Origin of the sequence: Bacillus cereus group sp. MYBK216-1 (genome assembly GCF_051916495.1) — a bacterium.
GTDB lineage: Bacteria > Bacillota > Bacilli > Bacillales > Bacillaceae_G > Bacillus_A > Bacillus_A thuringiensis_K.
In genome coordinates this window covers 83,102-99,253 of record NZ_JBQAGT010000001.1, presented here as the reverse complement: position 1 = coordinate 99,253, position 16,152 = coordinate 83,102, and the positions used below count along the sequence as shown (strand labels likewise).

Sequence of the window (16,152 nt, the reverse complement as noted above, 5' to 3'; positions counted from 1 at the left end):
CGTCATCTGGGTTGGCGATGTTTTTATTTACTCTTCATTTCTTTTATATACTGCTTTTCCTCTTCTGGCGATAAACGTTCCGTCGCCTTGCCAGTATCTCCACCTTGAAGGCTCCATAAAAAGTTATGCTCCTCAACAGTTTGAGAAAAATCTCCTTTTTCCCATCTATTTATAATAGAAAATAACTTCATTTTATATTGAAAACCTGTACTATTTTCAATATCTCTTTTTACATTAGAAATCTCCTTTTTTGTCATCTCTACAAATCCCCATTTTTCAGAGGATTTTACCTTTTGGTGCACCATTTTATGCATAGTAGAAATAATTTCACCTTCACTAATTTGCGGAGCTTCTTCTGCAGCTTTTTTCTCTTTTTCGTTTGCCGCTCGCTCGATTTGAATATTTTTATTTTCTTTTTCCACATATGCAAGCAATTTCTTTCCGCCAACTATAGACGAGAAAATTACTATAATTGTAATGCATATACCTACGATCCATTTAAAAAGCATTATCTCTTCATCGCTTCCCTAACAATATGACTATCTACATATTGCTTAAACTTCACAATTTTTCCGTTCTCAAGTTGCCATACATGAACAAATTCTGCTTCAAATGATTTTCCCGTTTCTTTATAAATTCCTGAATAAACACCTTCAGCAATAATTACATCTTTTCCGTTTACTTCATGATACGTATTTACACTTGCTTTATAATCATCCCATTCTGATCCTAAACGGCTAAATACATTTTCCATTATAGCTTCTACGCCTTTATATGTTCCGCCATACGGGAACCCTTCTGCCTCTGTCCATTCCACTTTTTCAGAGAAGGCTTCTGCTAAATGCTTTGCATTTGAAGAAGCTGATCCTTCATACGTGCTTTTAATAATTTCTAAATTTGATTTAGGCATATTACTTCCTCCCGTTTATTTATTTTTACACAAGACGTAACCAATGTAGTTACATCTTGTGTAAAAAAATATTTAAATTGTTTCATTCGTAATTCATTAATTGTAATCATTATAGTTACAATATTTCTTCAAGTCAACATTTATAAATAAAATTCACTTTGTTTTCATTACTTTCTCTTTTAAGAAACGATCTACATATCCTTCTGCTTTTACTACGAATAAATACGCACCCATTGATAATAATGCAAGATCTAATTCATATCCTGGATTCTTTCCATCTCCTAATAAACCTGCTGCTCCATTTACCTTTACGATAGCTCCAGCTAAAATAAGAGCGAATAACAATCCTACATATCGTACACCTAAACCGATAATTAATAATATACCACCAACTAATTCAACTGTTGCTACGCCGTATGCAAGGCCACCTGGTAAGCCGATGCTTGTAAACCATCCTGCTACGTTATCGATACCTGATTGAAACTTCGCTAAACCGTGCGCAAAGAACGTTACTCCTAACACGATACGAATAATTAAATTCCCAATATATTGGTTCATTTTGAACTCTCCTTTTCGTTTTGTTATAGTGAACTTTTATTTACAAGTCAAAACAATACGGTATTTCAATTCATTCGTCAAATACTTTTTTAAAGAAAACAAAAAACATTATCCCTTTTACGGATAATGTTTTCTTACAAAATAGCGCTAATTCAAGCTTTTACTCTATCGCACAAAAAAGTTGAAACATTTTTCCAGCGCCAACATACGGCAATAAAGAAATATCCTCTTCTACAACCATTCCAACAACATTCACTTTCTCATCTACAGGTAAATCATGTGTGGCAACTTGCATCTCTCCTGCATATCTACCGTACAATTCATTATCAATTGTAATGCTACCTTTCTTTCTTACAATTGTATGCATCGGCTGTAACATCACTCTATTTCCTTCCCTTGATTCTACAGATCGAATAGCATCACGAGACGGATCTAGTCTATTTGTATGCACTTGCTCTACCACTTTTAATACTTCTTTATCAGTTATAAATGATTTGTAACGCAATGGAATAATCCCTCTACTTGCACTAGCTACTTCTTGCATACTTTCTAAACTTGCGCTTATATCTCCAATCAATACTTTATCAACACCACAATCTTGTACAAGTTCTAAGTACGCTTCAAGCGGGCGCATATTGCGATGTTTTTCTAACGTTGGTAACCCCTCATATAACGGACCACGTTTTTCCGCATCTCCTGGAATAAATGCCATCGTCTTTATTCCGCACTTCTGTAAATATTGATTTTGTTTTTGTAAGAAGGACTTTGCTAGTCCCGTCTCTGGACGTGGGTAAAAATTATGCCACGCTTCTACATTCTCTACTCTTATATGTTCTGCAAGTAACTCTTTCCAAAATGACTTTGTAATCGTACTCGCATTTAAAGCTACTTTCATCTTGTGAGATACGCGGGCGATTTCTTTTGGCGTGATGCCATAGTCCATTCTTAAACCGGTAATGCCCCAGTTCAATAACTCTTCCACATTTTCATATGTTAGCCCTAAATGGTGTAACGATTTTGGAGAAACATCAACCATTAGCTCCATTTCATGTGCAAGAGCTTTTTTCCCTAATATTTGAATTAACTCTTTATACGTATTTGGATCATCTTCTGGAATGTGCAGTGATGTAAAAATAGATGTAAACCCATTTTCCTTCGCTACTTTTAGCCACTCTTCTTGTTTCTCTACTCGTTCTTTTGAAAGATAAATGGAAACTCCGATCATATAAATCTCCCTTTCTATTAATAGAAAAAGAGAAAGGAATCCCTTTCTCTATACGTTTTCTGCCATTTCTTCTTTAAATCCGAAGAAGTACGTAAAGATAAATCCGAAAGTATATGCAATTACTAAACCTAAGAAATATAGTAAATATTTATTGTCAGCAATTAACGGAATTAAAGATAGCCCTGATACGCCAATTCCAAGTGAAGCCGTTTGCATAACTGCTTGGAAAGCACCACCGACAGCCGCTCCTAAACAAGCAGTAATAAACGGTTTCCCAAGTGGTAATGTAACCCCGTATAATAACGGCTCACCAATTCCTAAAAAGCCAACTGGCAATCCACCTTTAATTACATTTCGAAGTCGTTTGTTTTTTGTTTTCACATAAATCGCAATTGCTGCGCCTACTTGGCCAGCACCAGCCATTGCGAGTACTGGTAATAAAGGTGTTACGTGTGTTTGATTAATAAATTCCATATGAATTGGTGTTAAACCGTGATGCAATCCGACCATAACGAGAGGTAAAAATGTTCCCGCAAGTACTGCGCCAGCAAATGCTCCGCCAATATTTAAAATAGCATTAATTCCGCTCGTAATACCATCTGATAAGAAACCTGCTAATGGCTGAATGGCTAACATCGTTACGATACTTACAACTAATACAGTAATGAGTGGTGTCACGATAATATCAACTGCATTCGGCACTGCTTTTCGAACTTGTCTTTCCACTACAACCATAAGCCATGCTGCAAAAATAACTGCGAACAATCCGCCACGTCCGGGCACTAATGCTTCACCAAACAATTTTACGTTTGCCATCGCTGGGTTGAAAATTAAAATGCCAGCAATTGCCCCAAGAACCGGTGTCCCGCCGAACTCTTTCGCTGTATTCCAACCGACTAAAATTCCTAAGAATGTAAAGATACCGCCGCCAATGAGTAGTAACATTTGTAACCACGTTGCATTTGGATCAGCACCAGCGTTTTTCGCAAAGTTAGCAACCCCGTTTATAATTCCTGACGCAACAAGTCCTGGAATTAACGGAATGAAAATACTTCCTATTTTTCGTAAAAAGTTTTTCACCGGTGTATTATTTTTCTTCTTAATCTCTGATTTCATCTCTTGCCCAATATCTTCAAGGTGATGATCTGCTACCTCACCAATTCGTAGTCCTGTTAAGCCTTCCATTTCAGCTGCTACTTTATTTACTGTTCCTGGACCAACGACAACTTGAAGCGTCTCATCTTCTATAACACCCATAACGCCTTCAACTTTTTTTAAAAGGTCCATATTTACTTTACTTTCATCATGAAGCGTTAATCGTAGTCTCGTCATACAATGAGCAATACTACGAATATTTTTTATTCCTCCAAGTTGCTCCGAAATTTCCTTGGCCATTCTCTCTTCTTTCTTCATAATAGAATCCCCCTCCCTATTATTTTATAGTGCTTTCTTCACAAACCCTTTAGCGTATTTTAGTTTCTCCAGTGCTTCCCCATATTCACACTGCAACAACACCATAACAATGGCAGCTTTTACGTTACGTTCTGCCTTTTCATAATACTCTGCCGCTACTTCATAACTAGCGCCTGTTGCTTCCACAATAATTCGTTTTGACCGTTCTACTAACTTTTCATTTGTGGATTGAACATCTACCATTAAGTTTTTATATACTTTTCCTACACCAATCATCGAAGCTGTTGAAATCATATTCAACACTAATTTTTGTGCTGTACCAGCTTTTAAACGCGTTGATCCTGTTAATATTTCTGCACCTGTCTCTACTTCCACATTTAACTTTGCATATTTACTTATTTCAGCATTTTTATTACAAGAAATACTCGCTGTACTCGCTCCTACACTCTGTGCGTATTTCAAGCCGCCAATTACGTAAGGAGTTCTGCCACTTGCAGCAATTCCAATCACTGTATCTTTCTCATTTAATCCAATACTTTTTAAATCTTCTTCTGCTAACTCTTCGCGATCTTCGGCACCTTCCACCGCTTTAGTAAACGCTTTCAATCCACCTGCTATAAATCCTTGCACCATTTTATCATCCGTGCCAAATGTCGGCGGACATTCCACTGCATCTAGAATACCTAAACGACCACTCGTACCAGCACCAATGTAAATTAAACGTCCCTCTTCTTCAAAAGATTTAATAACAGTCTGTACAACCTTTTCAATTTGTTCTATCTCTTTTTCAACTGCTAACGCAACAGTTCGATCTTCTTCATTCATACTTTGCAACACTTCTTTTATGCTCATCTCATCCAAATTCATTGTTTTCTCATTACGATGTTCTGTCGATAAATTTTCTAACATATTGCCACCCTCTTTGAAATTATATTTCACACTTTTATTATAACTTTAAGAAACTAAAAATCAATTACTCTTTCTTATTTTATGAAATAAAATTTCACGACATGACATATTTTTGTCAAAGATAATAAAGTGAAACTTTAATCAGTGTGGGTTTTGTTCATCCCCACTGATTATTAGCCCGCACCAATCGGGCATTTACGGGCAGTTGATTCCCACCTAACTTTCTTTGCTTCCGCTGAATTTTGAAGTGAGGGTCTTACTGCCCGGCAAATAGGGGGATAAAAAAAGATGAGTCTCCTCATCTTTTCTTCTACTTTAACTTCCGTAACCGCAACGCTTCTTCTCGTGTCTCCATAAATTGATTCAATACTTTATTACCAATTCGATTGAAAGTAATCACATATAAAGCATCGATCATATTCAATTGCGTCATTCTCGAAGCAATACTCGCAATACGATGATCTTGTTCTACATCTGGCATACAAAGGCGAATATCCGCTTCTTTATATAACGGTGATGATTGATCTAGTTTCGTAATTCCAATAACAGTTGCACCTTGTCTCTTTGCATACTGCGCCATTTCAAGCACATCTTTCGTTCGACCAGATGTTGAAATCGCAACAAATATATCGCCTTCTTTTAAATTCGTCACAAGCGGCAACATCATATGAAAATCAGATAGCATCATCGCTGTAAATCCGAGCCTTGTAAATTTATAAGCTCCGTCCATCGCCGGAGTAGCTGATCCGCCTACTCCATAAAAGATAATTTTATCGGCATTTACAATACGATCTGCAGCTTTTTCAAGTTCTTTTTTATCTATCGCCGTCACGCTCGCCTCAATTGCAGCTTTATTCACATAAGTAACTTTATTAAATAAATCATACGGTCCATCTTCTGTATTCATCACTGAAAAATCGTTAATATTATAATCAGCAATCGTTAATTCACGAACGAGTGCTATCTTAAATGCTTTAAAACTTCCGATTCCAATCGATTTACAAAAGCGAACGACACTCGCTTCACTTGCGCCTGCATTCGTTGACACTTCTTTCGTCGTTAAATTCGGTACAATCTCTGCATTCTCCATTATGTACATGGCAACCTTCTTCTCAGCTGGTGAAAATTGATCCATATTACTTTCAATTTTAAATAGTAATGTTGAAGCTTTCACTATTTAACCTCCACTTCTTACGGTTGCGTTCACTTATTTTCTCTTGCTTCAAGAAGGTAATAACCATCATCGCCAGGAGGATGAAACACATTTACAATGCGATTCCCTTTTTGATAAACAGTTCTTTCCCCTTCTGTCCACTTCTTTTCCCAACCGTTCATCCAAATCGCAACATCAGGTAAAAAAGCAGTATATTTCAGCTTCTGACCGTACTCACCATCTGCTTCTTCCGAAAAAATAGAAACCGGAAAATCTTTCACTTTTGATTCTTTCCATGCAGTAAATGGTATACATACTGCAATAAGTACGATTACACCAATAACCTTCTCCTTCGTAATCTTCACACTTCCCTCTCCTTGTCATATCACATACATAGATTTTACCATAATTACAAACCCTTCATGCTATATGATCATTGCTTTTGGGAATAAAAAAAGAGCTTACCTACATCAGATAAGCCCTTCCTCTCTATACAAAATATTTCTTCAAAAGTGGCGGTGTAATAATCGTCGTCAATATAACAACAATAACAATCGCTGTGAAATTTTCTTTCGCTAATAAATTCGCCGTAAGTCCATTTGCAGCGATGATAAGCGCTACTTCACCACGTGATACCATCCCCGCGCCAATACTAATAGAAGATTGGAGATTAAATCCTGTCAGCCTTGCTCCTAAACCTGATCCGATTAACTTTGTGAAAATCGCAATGAGAGTCATAATAATAATGAACCAAAGCTGGCTTCCAATACCTTGAAATGTAATTTCCATTCCGATACTTACGAAGAATACTGGAACAAATATTGCATAAGCAATCGGTTCAATTTTATGTTCCACTTCATGCTTATACTCTGTTTGAGAAATAGCAATTCCCGCTGCAAACGCTCCAATAATACCTGCAATTCCCATCATTTCACTGTAATAAGAAAAAGAGAAACAAATAATAAGAGCCGCGCTAATTAACGCTTCTGTTACACGAAGCGGTACAAGCATTTTCATAATCCAAGGAACGACTTTCCAAGCAATAAAAACAATACTTACAAAGAAAATAATTTTCTTTACAATGACAAGTGTTATATTCACATCTTGCGTTCCTAAAAAACTCATTACAAATGCCAATAAAATAACGACAATGACATCATCAAATACGGCAGCACCTAAAATTGTTGTACTTTCTCTCGTATTCATTTTTCCTAGATCACGTAGCGTCTGGACCGTAATACTAACCGATGTTGCGCAAAGTAATAACCCTAAAAAAATGGCATGGGACTGTATTAATCCAAACAGCAATCCTGTTACATAACCACCGATGAAAGGAAAAATAATTCCACCGGCCGCTACTGCAAACGACGATTTCAAATTCCGATTTAACTCTTCTAAATCTGTTTCAAGTCCCGCCATAAACATAAGTAACAAAACACCAATCTCACTCAGTTCATCGATCAGTTCAGAACTATTAATAATACCAAGTACAGCCGGACCGATAATAATACCGACAATTAACTTACCAAGTACAGAAGGCTGACCAAGTCTCACACTAATGTCACCAGCTAATTTCGTACAAAGTAAAATGACGACAAGTTCAAAATAAAATAACATAGCATCTGCTCCTACTTTAACTTTAATCAGTGGGGTTCTCCATCCAAGTAGATTATTAACCCCCGTCCATTTCTGCAAGTAGTTTCCCCTATTGATCCGCATTTTATTTGTCATATTTTTATTTGACAAAATATTCTGAATTATATTAAGATTAATCCAGCAATTTTAAAAAAACTACATACCATAACTGCACCTCCACTTCCTTACTTACTCTTTTTTAATGGGCTCATACTATAGTCGCAGTTATGGAAATAAAAAAATGGGGGGAGAGTCCAAAGTGAAGTCATTATTACGAAAAAAAGCGCTTAGTACTGAATCACCAAAGCAGCTAGATAGAACATTAACTGCACTCGATTTAACATTTTTAGGAATCGGCGCCGTAATTGGGACAGGGATCTTTGTATTAACAGGTATTGTTGCAGCAAAACATTCTGGTCCTGGTATTATGCTATCATTCCTTATTGCTGCATTTACTTGTGCTTGTGTAGCCTTTTGTTATGCTGAATTTGCTTCTTCTATTCCTGTCTCAGGAAGTGTGTATACTTACGCATACATGACAGTCGGAGAAGTTGTCGCCTTCATCGTCGGATGGTGTTTAATGCTCGAATATTTACTTGCCGTTGCAGCAGTAGCTGTCGGTTGGTCTGGTTATTTGCAATCTTTACTACAAGGGTTCAATATACACCTGCCCGCCATAATCGACTCAGCCCCCGGCGTAGGAAAAGGTGGTCTCATCGATTTACCAGCTGTTTGTATTTTACTCATCATTACTGCCCTTTTAAGTTTTGGTATACGCGAAAGCGCACGCATTAATAATATTATGGTTCTTATCAAGTTAGCCGTTATTATCGCTTTTATCGTAGCAGGCGCAAAATATGTAAAACCTGAAAACTGGACACCGTTCATTCCATTCGGATACGACGGTATTATTACTGGCGCTGCCACTGTGTTTTTCGCCTTTTTAGGTTTTGATGCAATCGCAACCGCTGCGGAAGAAACGAAAAAACCACAGCGTGATTTACCAATTGGTATTATTGGTTCCCTTCTTATTTGTACTATTTTATATATGATTGTATCTTTCGTTTTAACAGGTATGGTTCCTTATACACAATTAGACGTTTCTGATCCAGTTGCATTTGCATTGCACTTCGTTGGTGAAGATGCAATTGCAGGACTACTCGCTGTTGGAGCGATGACTGGAATGACGACCGTCCTCCTAGTCGTGATGTATGGACAAGTTCGCGTTTCATATGCGATGAGCCGTGACGGTCTACTTCCAAAAGCGTTAGCACGTGTAAATAAAAGAGTAAAAATCCCTTTATTAAATACATGGATTACTGGCGTCATTGCCGCTTTATTAGCAGGCCTTTTAGACTTACATTTGCTAGCGAATTTAGTAAATATCGGTACATTAACAGCCTTTACATTCGTTTGCTGCGCTGTACTTATTTTACGAAAAACACATCCTGACTTAAAACGTGGATTCCGTACACCTTTCGTACCTGTACTACCAGTTGTCGCGATTCTTTGCTGCTTATATTTAATGATCAATTTGTCTAAAACAACATGGATTAGCTTTGCAGTTTGGCTTATAGTCGGCTTATGCTTCTATTTCTGCTACTCTAGGAAACATAGTCATTTAGCTAACGAAAAAACAGATGATGAACAGAAAAAAGCATAACAAAATAGCTCGCCGATAAAACGGCGAGCTATCTTTCTGTACTATTATATTTTTTCGTTAACGATTGTAAAATGAAAAATATGCCGATGCAAGCTGTAAACCATGCCCAATTTCCTATTGGTGTCGAATATTTGACCATTCCAATACCCACAAGCACTAAGAAAATAATCACCTAATATATGAGCTTCCACTTTTGCATATATTCCCTCCTTTACTTCGTCCCCTTCTTTTTCTTCTTCCAGGCATTCAAACTATCAAAGAAGAAGTTAATAAATAACGTTCCTAATCCTGCTAATAAAAACGTCATTAAGAATAAAACCCAAATACTTTTATCTTTTAATAAATAATATCCTACAAGGAGCACAACCGCGATCCATACATATTCAAGAATTCTTTTTAGCTTTTTCTGTTCCAAATTATTCGCTCCTTCTTTCTATGCTACTTTTAGTATAACAAAAAAGAAGCCTATCATGATAAGCTTCTTTTCTTCTCTCTTATTTGTTCATACTTTTTTCAACGAGTGAAATCGCATATTCCATCGTACGATTCATCGTTTCTACTTGTGTATCTTTTACTTTCGCATCTTTTAACACAGATTCTGCCACTGTAATTTTTTGGCTCAATGATTTCATTGAACCGTCCGTTACATTTGCAGCTTGCGCTTTTTTCACTACTGCTTTTGCAGATTCAATATTAATTTGTAATTTTTCTTTCGGTGTTTTCGGTTGTTCTACTACTTTAGATTGTACAAATGTTACATTAGCTGTTTTTAATTCGTTATACGTTTGAACGATTTGCTCTCCCGTACTCCCTACATTTTCAAATGCTTGCTTTGCTATGTTAAAGCTTTTCTCTAATTCTTGAAATGCTTCTTTTGAATATTGACCTGGCTTGTCACCAAACTCATACGTACCAGCTAACACTTCTTTTACTTTTCCAAGCTCTTCAAATAGCGCATTTACTTGCTCTAACTTCGTACGGTTAGAAAACTCATTGTACGCTGCTAATACTTCTGAAGAACTTAACGCTTTACTATATAATTTCGCAAGCGCGATTTGCCCATTTAACGGAATACCACCATTTCCGTTACTATCAGGATCCGCTCCAAATGCAAATGGTACGTTCGGGTTATAAACTTTTCCTTGAGCTGACTGACTATTTACTTTTTTACCATCTACGTAAATTGCCACTTCGCTTCCATTATATGTTCCTGTTAAATGATACGTTTTGTTCGCTTCCAATTGAGCGCCAACACGTTTGTAGCTACCGCCAATGTGAGCCCATAATTCAACATATCCACTTCCTGTAGACTCAAAACCAATTCCGCCGCTCTCTGTATTTTGCAAAATACCTTGCCCGCGAATTTCATTCATTGAAAACACAGTTTCTAACGTAAACGTATTTGCTATTTTCTTTTTTTGTGCTGCTGAAAATGGAAGATATCCAAATGTATTTGCTTTTCCGTTTAACTTCATAGCATTCTTTTTCAATGCTTTATCATATTCAATAGTCACATTACCCTTCAATTCACCTTTTGTACCAAATGGTGAATTGTCTTTAAATGTACCATCTGCAAAGTTTACATCAAAAACATCCGCTTTTGGTACTTTCACATTCGGGTCAATATTATCTTTTTTTGTAGTAATTTCTGCTGTTAACGGCTGCGCGGTTTCATTGCCAAATGAATCAATCGCAACTACTTCAAGTGTATATGTTTTCCCACCCTCTAACCCAGCAAGCGTAAACGTAAGATCTTTTGGTACTGGATCACGATAAAACTCTGAGAATGCTAATAACTTGTTTTTAATCTCTCCCGTTTGTTTATCCTTCGCTTGTACGCGATACGAATGAACGAGAAGGTTGTCCAATGCTTGTGGGAATGTTACTGTTGCTGCATTTTCTGTTACATTTGATACTGATAACTTCGCATCTGTCGAAAAAGATGGTTTTTCTTTATCACGATCTTCTACATGTGTAAAAGTTTCTTTCTTTGCTGGTAATTTAATTTTCCAAGGCTCACCTGTCCAAGAATTTGTATGGAAATCACGACGATTAATCGTTACTTCTTTATCGTCTACTTCTACTAATAAACCTTGGCTTAATGCACGCGATTCTAAAGGAATATTCCCTTGCACTTTACCGCCCTCTACCTCCATATAGCTTACAGAAGACGTACCAACAGATGTAAAGTCTTTTTGATGAATCGACCTTGGATCATCTAATGGATAATGTGAATGACCTGAAAACGTAATGACTTGTGGGTATTCTTTTAATACTGCATTAATTTTTGCACTATCCTTCGTTCCCCATTCTTGGCTACCGTACACTGTATCTTTAATATGTTGATGTAAAAATACGAAAATCGGTTTTTCTGGGTCATCTTTTTGTGCCTTTGCCATCTCTTCTTTTAACCAATTAATTTGTTTATCTGAATAATATCCATGTGTTGTCCCATTTTCTGGCGACATAACAAGGAAGTGATACCCTTTCACCACTTTATGATAATAAATTGATTCCATACCTGTTTTTTCTAAGAAACGCTTCTGCGCTCCCTCTACGGATAAACCGTTCCAATAATCATGGTTACCTAGAGAATTCATTCGTACCGCATCTTTATTTGCATTGTCATTATACACTTGCATGAAACGATCATATTGCTGCACAGACCCTGAATCAGTAAAATCTCCTACAATAACAAAAGCATCTTGCTTTGGTGCAAGCGTATTGAACTGTTCAATCGCTCTTTTCCAGCGAAACATATCATCTGTTCCACTATTTTTAATATGAACATCACTTACAACGGGGAAAACTATTTTCTTCTCACTTGGTGCCTTTTCTTGCTTTTTCTCTTCCGCTTTGACTGATGTACTCCACGGAAATGATACAAATGCTAATACAAAAACCATTAATAATCCAATAAGGCCTTTTACTTTTCTTAAAGCATTTCTGTCCACGTGAATCCTCCTCATAATAATTGATTCATTACAAGGGCTATTTTATCTAATACATGTTAATGTCGTTTAAATAACAAATGAACTTTATTAGATTTTTGTAAATATACAGTTAATTAGAAATTAAGTCCAACATTACTTGTACTATTGTATACAACCACCTTTTGTCTAAAAGAGTCTGATCATTCTTTTCCTATGACTATTCACATATAATCTTTTCTATAACACCAATGATAAGTTAAGGTTTAAGCCTATTAGACAATCTTAATTTTTAATATTTCCTTCTTTTTTTAACACATCGGCCATACTTTTACATTTAATAGTAGTAAAAGACAACTTAAAAGGAGGGGTTGTATTGAAGAATAAAAAAAATATTGGCTGTTTCGCTCCTTTATCTATTATTTGTCCAGACCCTTGTCCACCGTCCCCTCCTCCAAATCCAAATTGCGAGCGAGTAAAAAATGAATTTGCAGGGAATTTCCTCATAACTAATAACACCATCCCCTCTGCCAAAGATGCATCACAATCAATGATACTATGGCAAAGTGATGGGATACTACTTATATCAGGTACTGTCTCGGTTTACAATAGTACTAGCAGCACCGAAGCAATTACAATTCAAATCATTGGAACAGTAACCAATATTTTCACTGTGTTTCCTGGTAATACAATATCGTACACAGGAAAAGACCTACAGTCGATCAATATTATCAATATAACAAGTAATCTTTCACTATATTTAGAAGGCAAGTACTGTTGCGAATTTACATGTTGCTTATAGAATACCAATTTCATTATTTCCTTAATATAAAAAGCATACCGTTCACGGTATGCTTTTTATGAGATTGGATAACGTACTGTAATACAAAACTCTCCTTGATTAACAGTCGTTCCTGTCGTAGTAATTCGGACAGTAGTAAAATATCGGACAGTGAAAGTACCACTACTTTGTGGTTGTACAGTAATTGTATCAACTACTGTTGCACCTACTAAAAAATCAACTGTAATCGGGTTGGCACCTACATCATACTTCACGTAACCTGAACCATATACTTCTTGCGTGATATTATTTGTATATACAATTTGAGTACCAGCACCTGTAATAGACCAGTCTGTACATACTTGATCTTGCACAAGTGTTTTATTAGAACAACAAGACAAACTGGAACTTCTCATTCCCATTTCGATCCTCTCCTATTCTGCTATGAAAGTGGATAACGTGTTGTAATACAAAATTCTCCCTGATACGTTCCAGCAGGTGTTGCAGGTAACACAACTTGTATAATATCAAAACGACGATACGTAAACCCGATACTCGTTCCTGGATTTAATGTTTGTGTATCTATTACAGTACCAGCAGAATCAAGCGCCTCTACAGTAATTGGGCCTGGTCCAACATCATATTTAACAAAACCAGTACCAACTACATTTTGATTAATATTATTTGTATAGAGAACATTATCAATTGCTGTTGCAACTACAGTAGCAGACCACGGACTACACACTTTATCTTGCACATAATTTTTATCTGGACAACAAGTTAATGCTGACCCTGAGCACTCACAAGACATAGTTGTTTCCCCTCTCTCTTTTATATTCCCTATATGTGTATGTCCCTCAGAGTCTTTTGCCTGTACTATTCATCTATTTTCAAAAAATATTCAATTGACTAGATAGATTCCGTTTTATTTCTTTTCTTCATATATTTATAGACAAAGATACTAGCAACGATAAGAATAACGCCTCCTAATATTGGTAGCATATATTGCCCAACAACATCCGCTGCCTTCTCCCAATGCGGACCTAATTTCATTCCAAAATAAACATACAAAGTCGTTAACGGAAACATTGCTATAAATGTATATATGCTAAATTTCCATATATTCATTTTCGCCATACCACATGGGACAGAAATAAGCGTTCGAACCCCTGGCACAAAGCGTCCAACAAATGCTACAACCGGTCCATATTTCTCAAAGAAATCATCCGCTTTTTGAATTTGTTCTTCTTTAATAAAGAAGTATTTCCCGTATTTTATTAATAGAGGACGACCGCCGTAATAACCGAGGGCATATAACGTTAAAGGTCCTGTCGTTCCGCCCAGTGTTCCAGCTAATACAGCGAGCCAAAAATTCATATCTCCCTCGTACACCCAATACCCAACCATGGGCAAAACTACTTCTGCTGGAATAAATTCAAACGTTAATGCTAACACAACTCCAAAATAAGAAAACTGCTTTAAAAACTCGATTATATCTAAAATCATTTGCTCCATATTTTTAACTCCTATCCTACGTTTACGTTATGCTTTTCTTGTAATTGAACTGGCGCCATTTTTACAATTCGGTTCAAAATAAATAACACAATTCCAATATCATCTAAAATACCGATAAACGGTAAAAAGTCTGGAATTAAATCAAGCGGCATCGCTACATAACCAACTAAAAAAGCGATAGATAAAATTTTCTTCTTTATTGAAACCTCTTTTGAAGTGAAAAAGTCAAATAGGAATGGAACAAATCGGCGAACATGAAATACAACTCTTAATCTACTAATAAGTTTTTTCATTTTTATTTCTCCTCTCTTTGTATACGAAAAGGACCCTACCAAATATGGTAAGGGTCCTCAAAAAGACAATAAGGGGCCTTTACCATTGCTGGTAAAGGTCTCACTAACAACGAAACGTTGCCAATAAAGCCGAGGGTTTCTCCCTGTAATGACGACTTTACTGTAATAAGTTACTCCCCTTTATACACAATTTTATACAATCACATTAAAATATTTCAGAGAGCTTGTCAATATATTTTATATCCCAATCCCTTCCGTAAAAAACAAAAAACGTATAGGAAATTTCTTACTATCTCATAATATACATAACCATTTTTGAACGAAAGGAGATGTTTCATTTGCATACCGTCTGGAAAGGTGCACTTTCACTTGGACTATTAAATATAGGAATTAAACTATACAGTGCCGTAGAAGAAAACGATATAAAATTTTTAAGTCTCCATAAAGAATGCTTAACACCTATTAAATATAAAAAATTTGCTCCTGATTGTACGGATGAAGAAATTGATGATACAGATATTGTAAAAGCCTATGAATATGCACCTCATAAATACATTATTATGGATGAAAAAGAATTAGCTGAGTTGCAAAAAGCTCACGAACCACGATCCATTCGGATTATATCTTTTGTCCAAAATAACGAAATCGATTCTGTTCTTTATGACCGTTCTTATTTTATAGGTCCTACCCCAGGACATGAAAAATCCTATTTATTATTAAAAGAAGCTCTTGAACGTACAAATAAACTTGGGCTTATTCATATTTCTATTAGAAAAAAACAACATTTAGCTATTATCCGTAACTTTGAAGATGGGCTAATGTTACAAACCATCCACTACCCTAATGAAATTCGCGAAATAACAAATACACCTAACTTACCAAGTAACGAAAATTATCCTATACAAAAACAAGAACTCACCGCAGCAATTAATTTAATCCACCATCTTACAAATCCTTTTGAACAAGAAATGTATACAGATGAATATAAAGAAGCCCTTACCGAATTAATCGAGAATAAAATTGAACAACAGGAAAAAACTGAAACAATCTCTCCAGCTCCGAACATCATTAATATTATGGAGACATTACAGGCAAGCATTGAACAAGCAAAAATAAAAAGAGACAATAAAACAGACAAAGAGGCCAAATAAAATTGGCCTCTTTTTC

Annotated in this window: 20 protein-coding genes; 3 read left to right on the top strand and 17 right to left on the bottom strand. The window is 36.1% G+C overall.

Annotated elements, in window-relative coordinates:
• Positions 1–23: 23 nt before the first annotated feature.
• From ACTFRH_RS00605 to ACTFRH_RS00565, 9 genes are all read right to left on the bottom strand, one after another.
• On the bottom strand, positions 24–509 hold the full coding sequence (locus ACTFRH_RS00605; RefSeq protein ID WP_000897978.1) for a PRK06770 family protein: 486 nt from the start codon (positions 507–509) through the stop codon (positions 24–26).
• Positions 509–910 (bottom strand): nuclear transport factor 2 family protein, encoded by a 402-nt coding sequence (locus ACTFRH_RS00600; RefSeq protein ID WP_001126687.1) that lies wholly within the window; start codon positions 908–910, stop codon positions 509–511. Before ACTFRH_RS00600 ends, ACTFRH_RS00605 begins: the two co-directional genes overlap by 1 nt.
• 153 nt (positions 911–1,063) lie before the next feature.
• Positions 1,064–1,468, bottom strand: a complete 405-nt coding sequence (locus tag ACTFRH_RS00595; protein WP_001077751.1) for a DoxX family protein — start codon at positions 1,466–1,468, stop codon at positions 1,064–1,066.
• A gap of 160 nt (positions 1,469–1,628) precedes the next feature.
• Positions 1,629–2,693 (bottom strand): DUF871 domain-containing protein, encoded by a 1,065-nt coding sequence (locus ACTFRH_RS00590; RefSeq protein WP_000580620.1) that lies wholly within the window; start codon positions 2,691–2,693, stop codon positions 1,629–1,631.
• 48 nt (positions 2,694–2,741) lie between these two features.
• Positions 2,742–4,106, bottom strand: coding sequence for a PTS transporter subunit EIIC (locus ACTFRH_RS00585; RefSeq protein ID WP_000711296.1), 1,365 nt, complete (start codon positions 4,104–4,106; stop codon positions 2,742–2,744).
• Positions 4,107–4,130: 24 nt separating this feature from the next.
• Complete coding sequence (gene murQ / locus ACTFRH_RS00580; RefSeq protein WP_000892345.1) at positions 4,131–5,015, bottom strand: N-acetylmuramic acid 6-phosphate etherase; 885 nt, start codon at positions 5,013–5,015, stop codon at positions 4,131–4,133.
• 310 nt (positions 5,016–5,325) lie between these two features.
• Positions 5,326–6,189: a MurR/RpiR family transcriptional regulator gene (locus tag ACTFRH_RS00575; RefSeq protein WP_000648164.1), complete on the bottom strand. Its 864-nt coding sequence runs from the start codon at positions 6,187–6,189 to the stop codon at positions 5,326–5,328.
• A gap of 29 nt (positions 6,190–6,218) precedes the next feature.
• A complete protein-coding gene (locus ACTFRH_RS00570; RefSeq protein WP_000704958.1) occupies positions 6,219–6,533 on the bottom strand; it encodes a hypothetical protein in 315 nt (104 codons plus the stop codon).
• A 124-nt stretch (positions 6,534–6,657) separates the two neighbouring features.
• Positions 6,658–7,863, bottom strand: coding sequence for a cation:proton antiporter (locus tag ACTFRH_RS00565; RefSeq protein ID WP_001174890.1), 1,206 nt, complete (start codon positions 7,861–7,863; stop codon positions 6,658–6,660).
• Between the two features lie 199 nt (positions 7,864–8,062).
• On the opposite strand from ACTFRH_RS00565, the gene ACTFRH_RS00560 reads away from it, so the two are divergent.
• Positions 8,063–9,466 carry an amino acid permease gene (locus ACTFRH_RS00560; protein ID WP_000838716.1) on the top strand — a complete coding sequence of 468 codons (1,404 nt, stop codon included), beginning with the start codon at positions 8,063–8,065 and terminating at the stop codon, positions 9,464–9,466.
• Positions 9,467–9,494: 28 nt separating this feature from the next.
• Here ACTFRH_RS00560 and ACTFRH_RS00555 read toward each other — a convergent pair whose 3' ends face one another.
• From ACTFRH_RS00555 to ACTFRH_RS00540, 4 genes are all read right to left on the bottom strand, one after another.
• Entirely contained in the window at positions 9,495–9,638 is a 144-nt protein-coding gene (locus ACTFRH_RS00555) for a hypothetical protein (protein WP_000583226.1), read from the bottom strand.
• Positions 9,639–9,677: 39 nt separating this feature from the next.
• A complete protein-coding gene (locus tag ACTFRH_RS00550) occupies positions 9,678–9,881 on the bottom strand; it encodes a hypothetical protein (RefSeq protein WP_000435800.1) in 204 nt (67 codons plus the stop codon).
• A gap of 79 nt (positions 9,882–9,960) precedes the next feature.
• Positions 9,961–12,420 (bottom strand): LamG-like jellyroll fold domain-containing protein, encoded by a 2,460-nt coding sequence (locus ACTFRH_RS00545; protein WP_000375663.1) that lies wholly within the window; start codon positions 12,418–12,420, stop codon positions 9,961–9,963.
• Between the two features lie 261 nt (positions 12,421–12,681).
• Positions 12,682–12,930: a hypothetical protein gene (locus ACTFRH_RS00540; RefSeq protein ID WP_003300113.1), complete on the bottom strand. Its 249-nt coding sequence runs from the start codon at positions 12,928–12,930 to the stop codon at positions 12,682–12,684.
• Here ACTFRH_RS00540 and ACTFRH_RS00535 point away from each other — a divergent pair.
• Positions 12,815–13,198 (top strand): S-Ena type endospore appendage, encoded by a 384-nt coding sequence (locus tag ACTFRH_RS00535; RefSeq protein WP_231122449.1) that lies wholly within the window; start codon positions 12,815–12,817, stop codon positions 13,196–13,198. The genes ACTFRH_RS00540 and ACTFRH_RS00535 overlap by 116 nt on opposite strands.
• Before the next feature lie 56 nt (positions 13,199–13,254).
• On the opposite strand, the gene ACTFRH_RS00530 is transcribed toward ACTFRH_RS00535, so the two are convergent.
• The 4 genes from ACTFRH_RS00530 to ACTFRH_RS00515 form a co-directional block, all read right to left on the bottom strand.
• Entirely contained in the window at positions 13,255–13,599 is a 345-nt protein-coding gene (locus tag ACTFRH_RS00530; RefSeq protein ID WP_000525819.1) for a DUF3992 domain-containing protein, read from the bottom strand.
• A 20-nt stretch (positions 13,600–13,619) separates the two neighbouring features.
• The gene (locus tag ACTFRH_RS00525) at positions 13,620–13,988 is read right to left on the bottom strand and encodes a DUF3992 domain-containing protein (protein ID WP_001277541.1); all 369 of its coding nucleotides are present in this window, start codon (positions 13,986–13,988) and stop codon (positions 13,620–13,622) included.
• 98 nt (positions 13,989–14,086) lie between these two features.
• The gene (locus ACTFRH_RS00520; protein WP_000437063.1) at positions 14,087–14,692 is read right to left on the bottom strand and encodes a DedA family protein; all 606 of its coding nucleotides are present in this window, start codon (positions 14,690–14,692) and stop codon (positions 14,087–14,089) included.
• 11 nt (positions 14,693–14,703) lie between these two features.
• The gene (locus tag ACTFRH_RS00515) at positions 14,704–14,985 is read right to left on the bottom strand and encodes a YkvA family protein (RefSeq protein WP_000733844.1); all 282 of its coding nucleotides are present in this window, start codon (positions 14,983–14,985) and stop codon (positions 14,704–14,706) included.
• A 338-nt stretch (positions 14,986–15,323) separates the two neighbouring features.
• Here ACTFRH_RS00515 and ku point away from each other — a divergent pair, with 338 nt between their 5' ends.
• Positions 15,324–16,136: a non-homologous end joining protein Ku gene (gene ku, locus ACTFRH_RS00510; protein WP_000557753.1), complete on the top strand. Its 813-nt coding sequence runs from the start codon at positions 15,324–15,326 to the stop codon at positions 16,134–16,136.
• The last annotated feature ends 16 nt before the right edge of the window (positions 16,137–16,152 follow it).

What these genes read in the sequence shown, in the direction of transcription:
- ACTFRH_RS00520 (WP_000437063.1), bottom strand. Translation starts at nt 14,692, where the DNA reads ATGGAGCAAATGATTTTAGATATAATCGAGTTTTTAAAGCAGTTTTCT.
- ACTFRH_RS00605 (WP_000897978.1), bottom strand. Translation starts at nt 509, where the DNA reads ATGCTTTTTAAATGGATCGTAGGTATATGCATTACAATTATAGTAATT.
- ACTFRH_RS00585 (WP_000711296.1), bottom strand. Translation starts at nt 4,106, where the DNA reads ATGAAGAAAGAAGAGAGAATGGCCAAGGAAATTTCGGAGCAACTTGGA.
- ACTFRH_RS00590 (WP_000580620.1), bottom strand. Translation starts at nt 2,693, where the DNA reads ATGATCGGAGTTTCCATTTATCTTTCAAAAGAACGAGTAGAGAAACAA.
- ACTFRH_RS00600 (WP_001126687.1), bottom strand. Translation starts at nt 910, where the DNA reads ATGCCTAAATCAAATTTAGAAATTATTAAAAGCACGTATGAAGGATCA.
- ACTFRH_RS00515 (WP_000733844.1), bottom strand. Translation starts at nt 14,985, where the DNA reads ATGAAAAAACTTATTAGTAGATTAAGAGTTGTATTTCATGTTCGCCGA.
- ACTFRH_RS00530 (WP_000525819.1), bottom strand. Translation starts at nt 13,599, where the DNA reads ATGGGAATGAGAAGTTCCAGTTTGTCTTGTTGTTCTAATAAAACACTT.
- ACTFRH_RS00595 (WP_001077751.1), bottom strand. Translation starts at nt 1,468, where the DNA reads ATGAACCAATATATTGGGAATTTAATTATTCGTATCGTGTTAGGAGTA.
- ACTFRH_RS00525 (WP_001277541.1), bottom strand. Translation starts at nt 13,988, where the DNA reads ATGTCTTGTGAGTGCTCAGGGTCAGCATTAACTTGTTGTCCAGATAAA.
- murQ (WP_000892345.1), bottom strand. Translation starts at nt 5,015, where the DNA reads ATGTTAGAAAATTTATCGACAGAACATCGTAATGAGAAAACAATGAAT.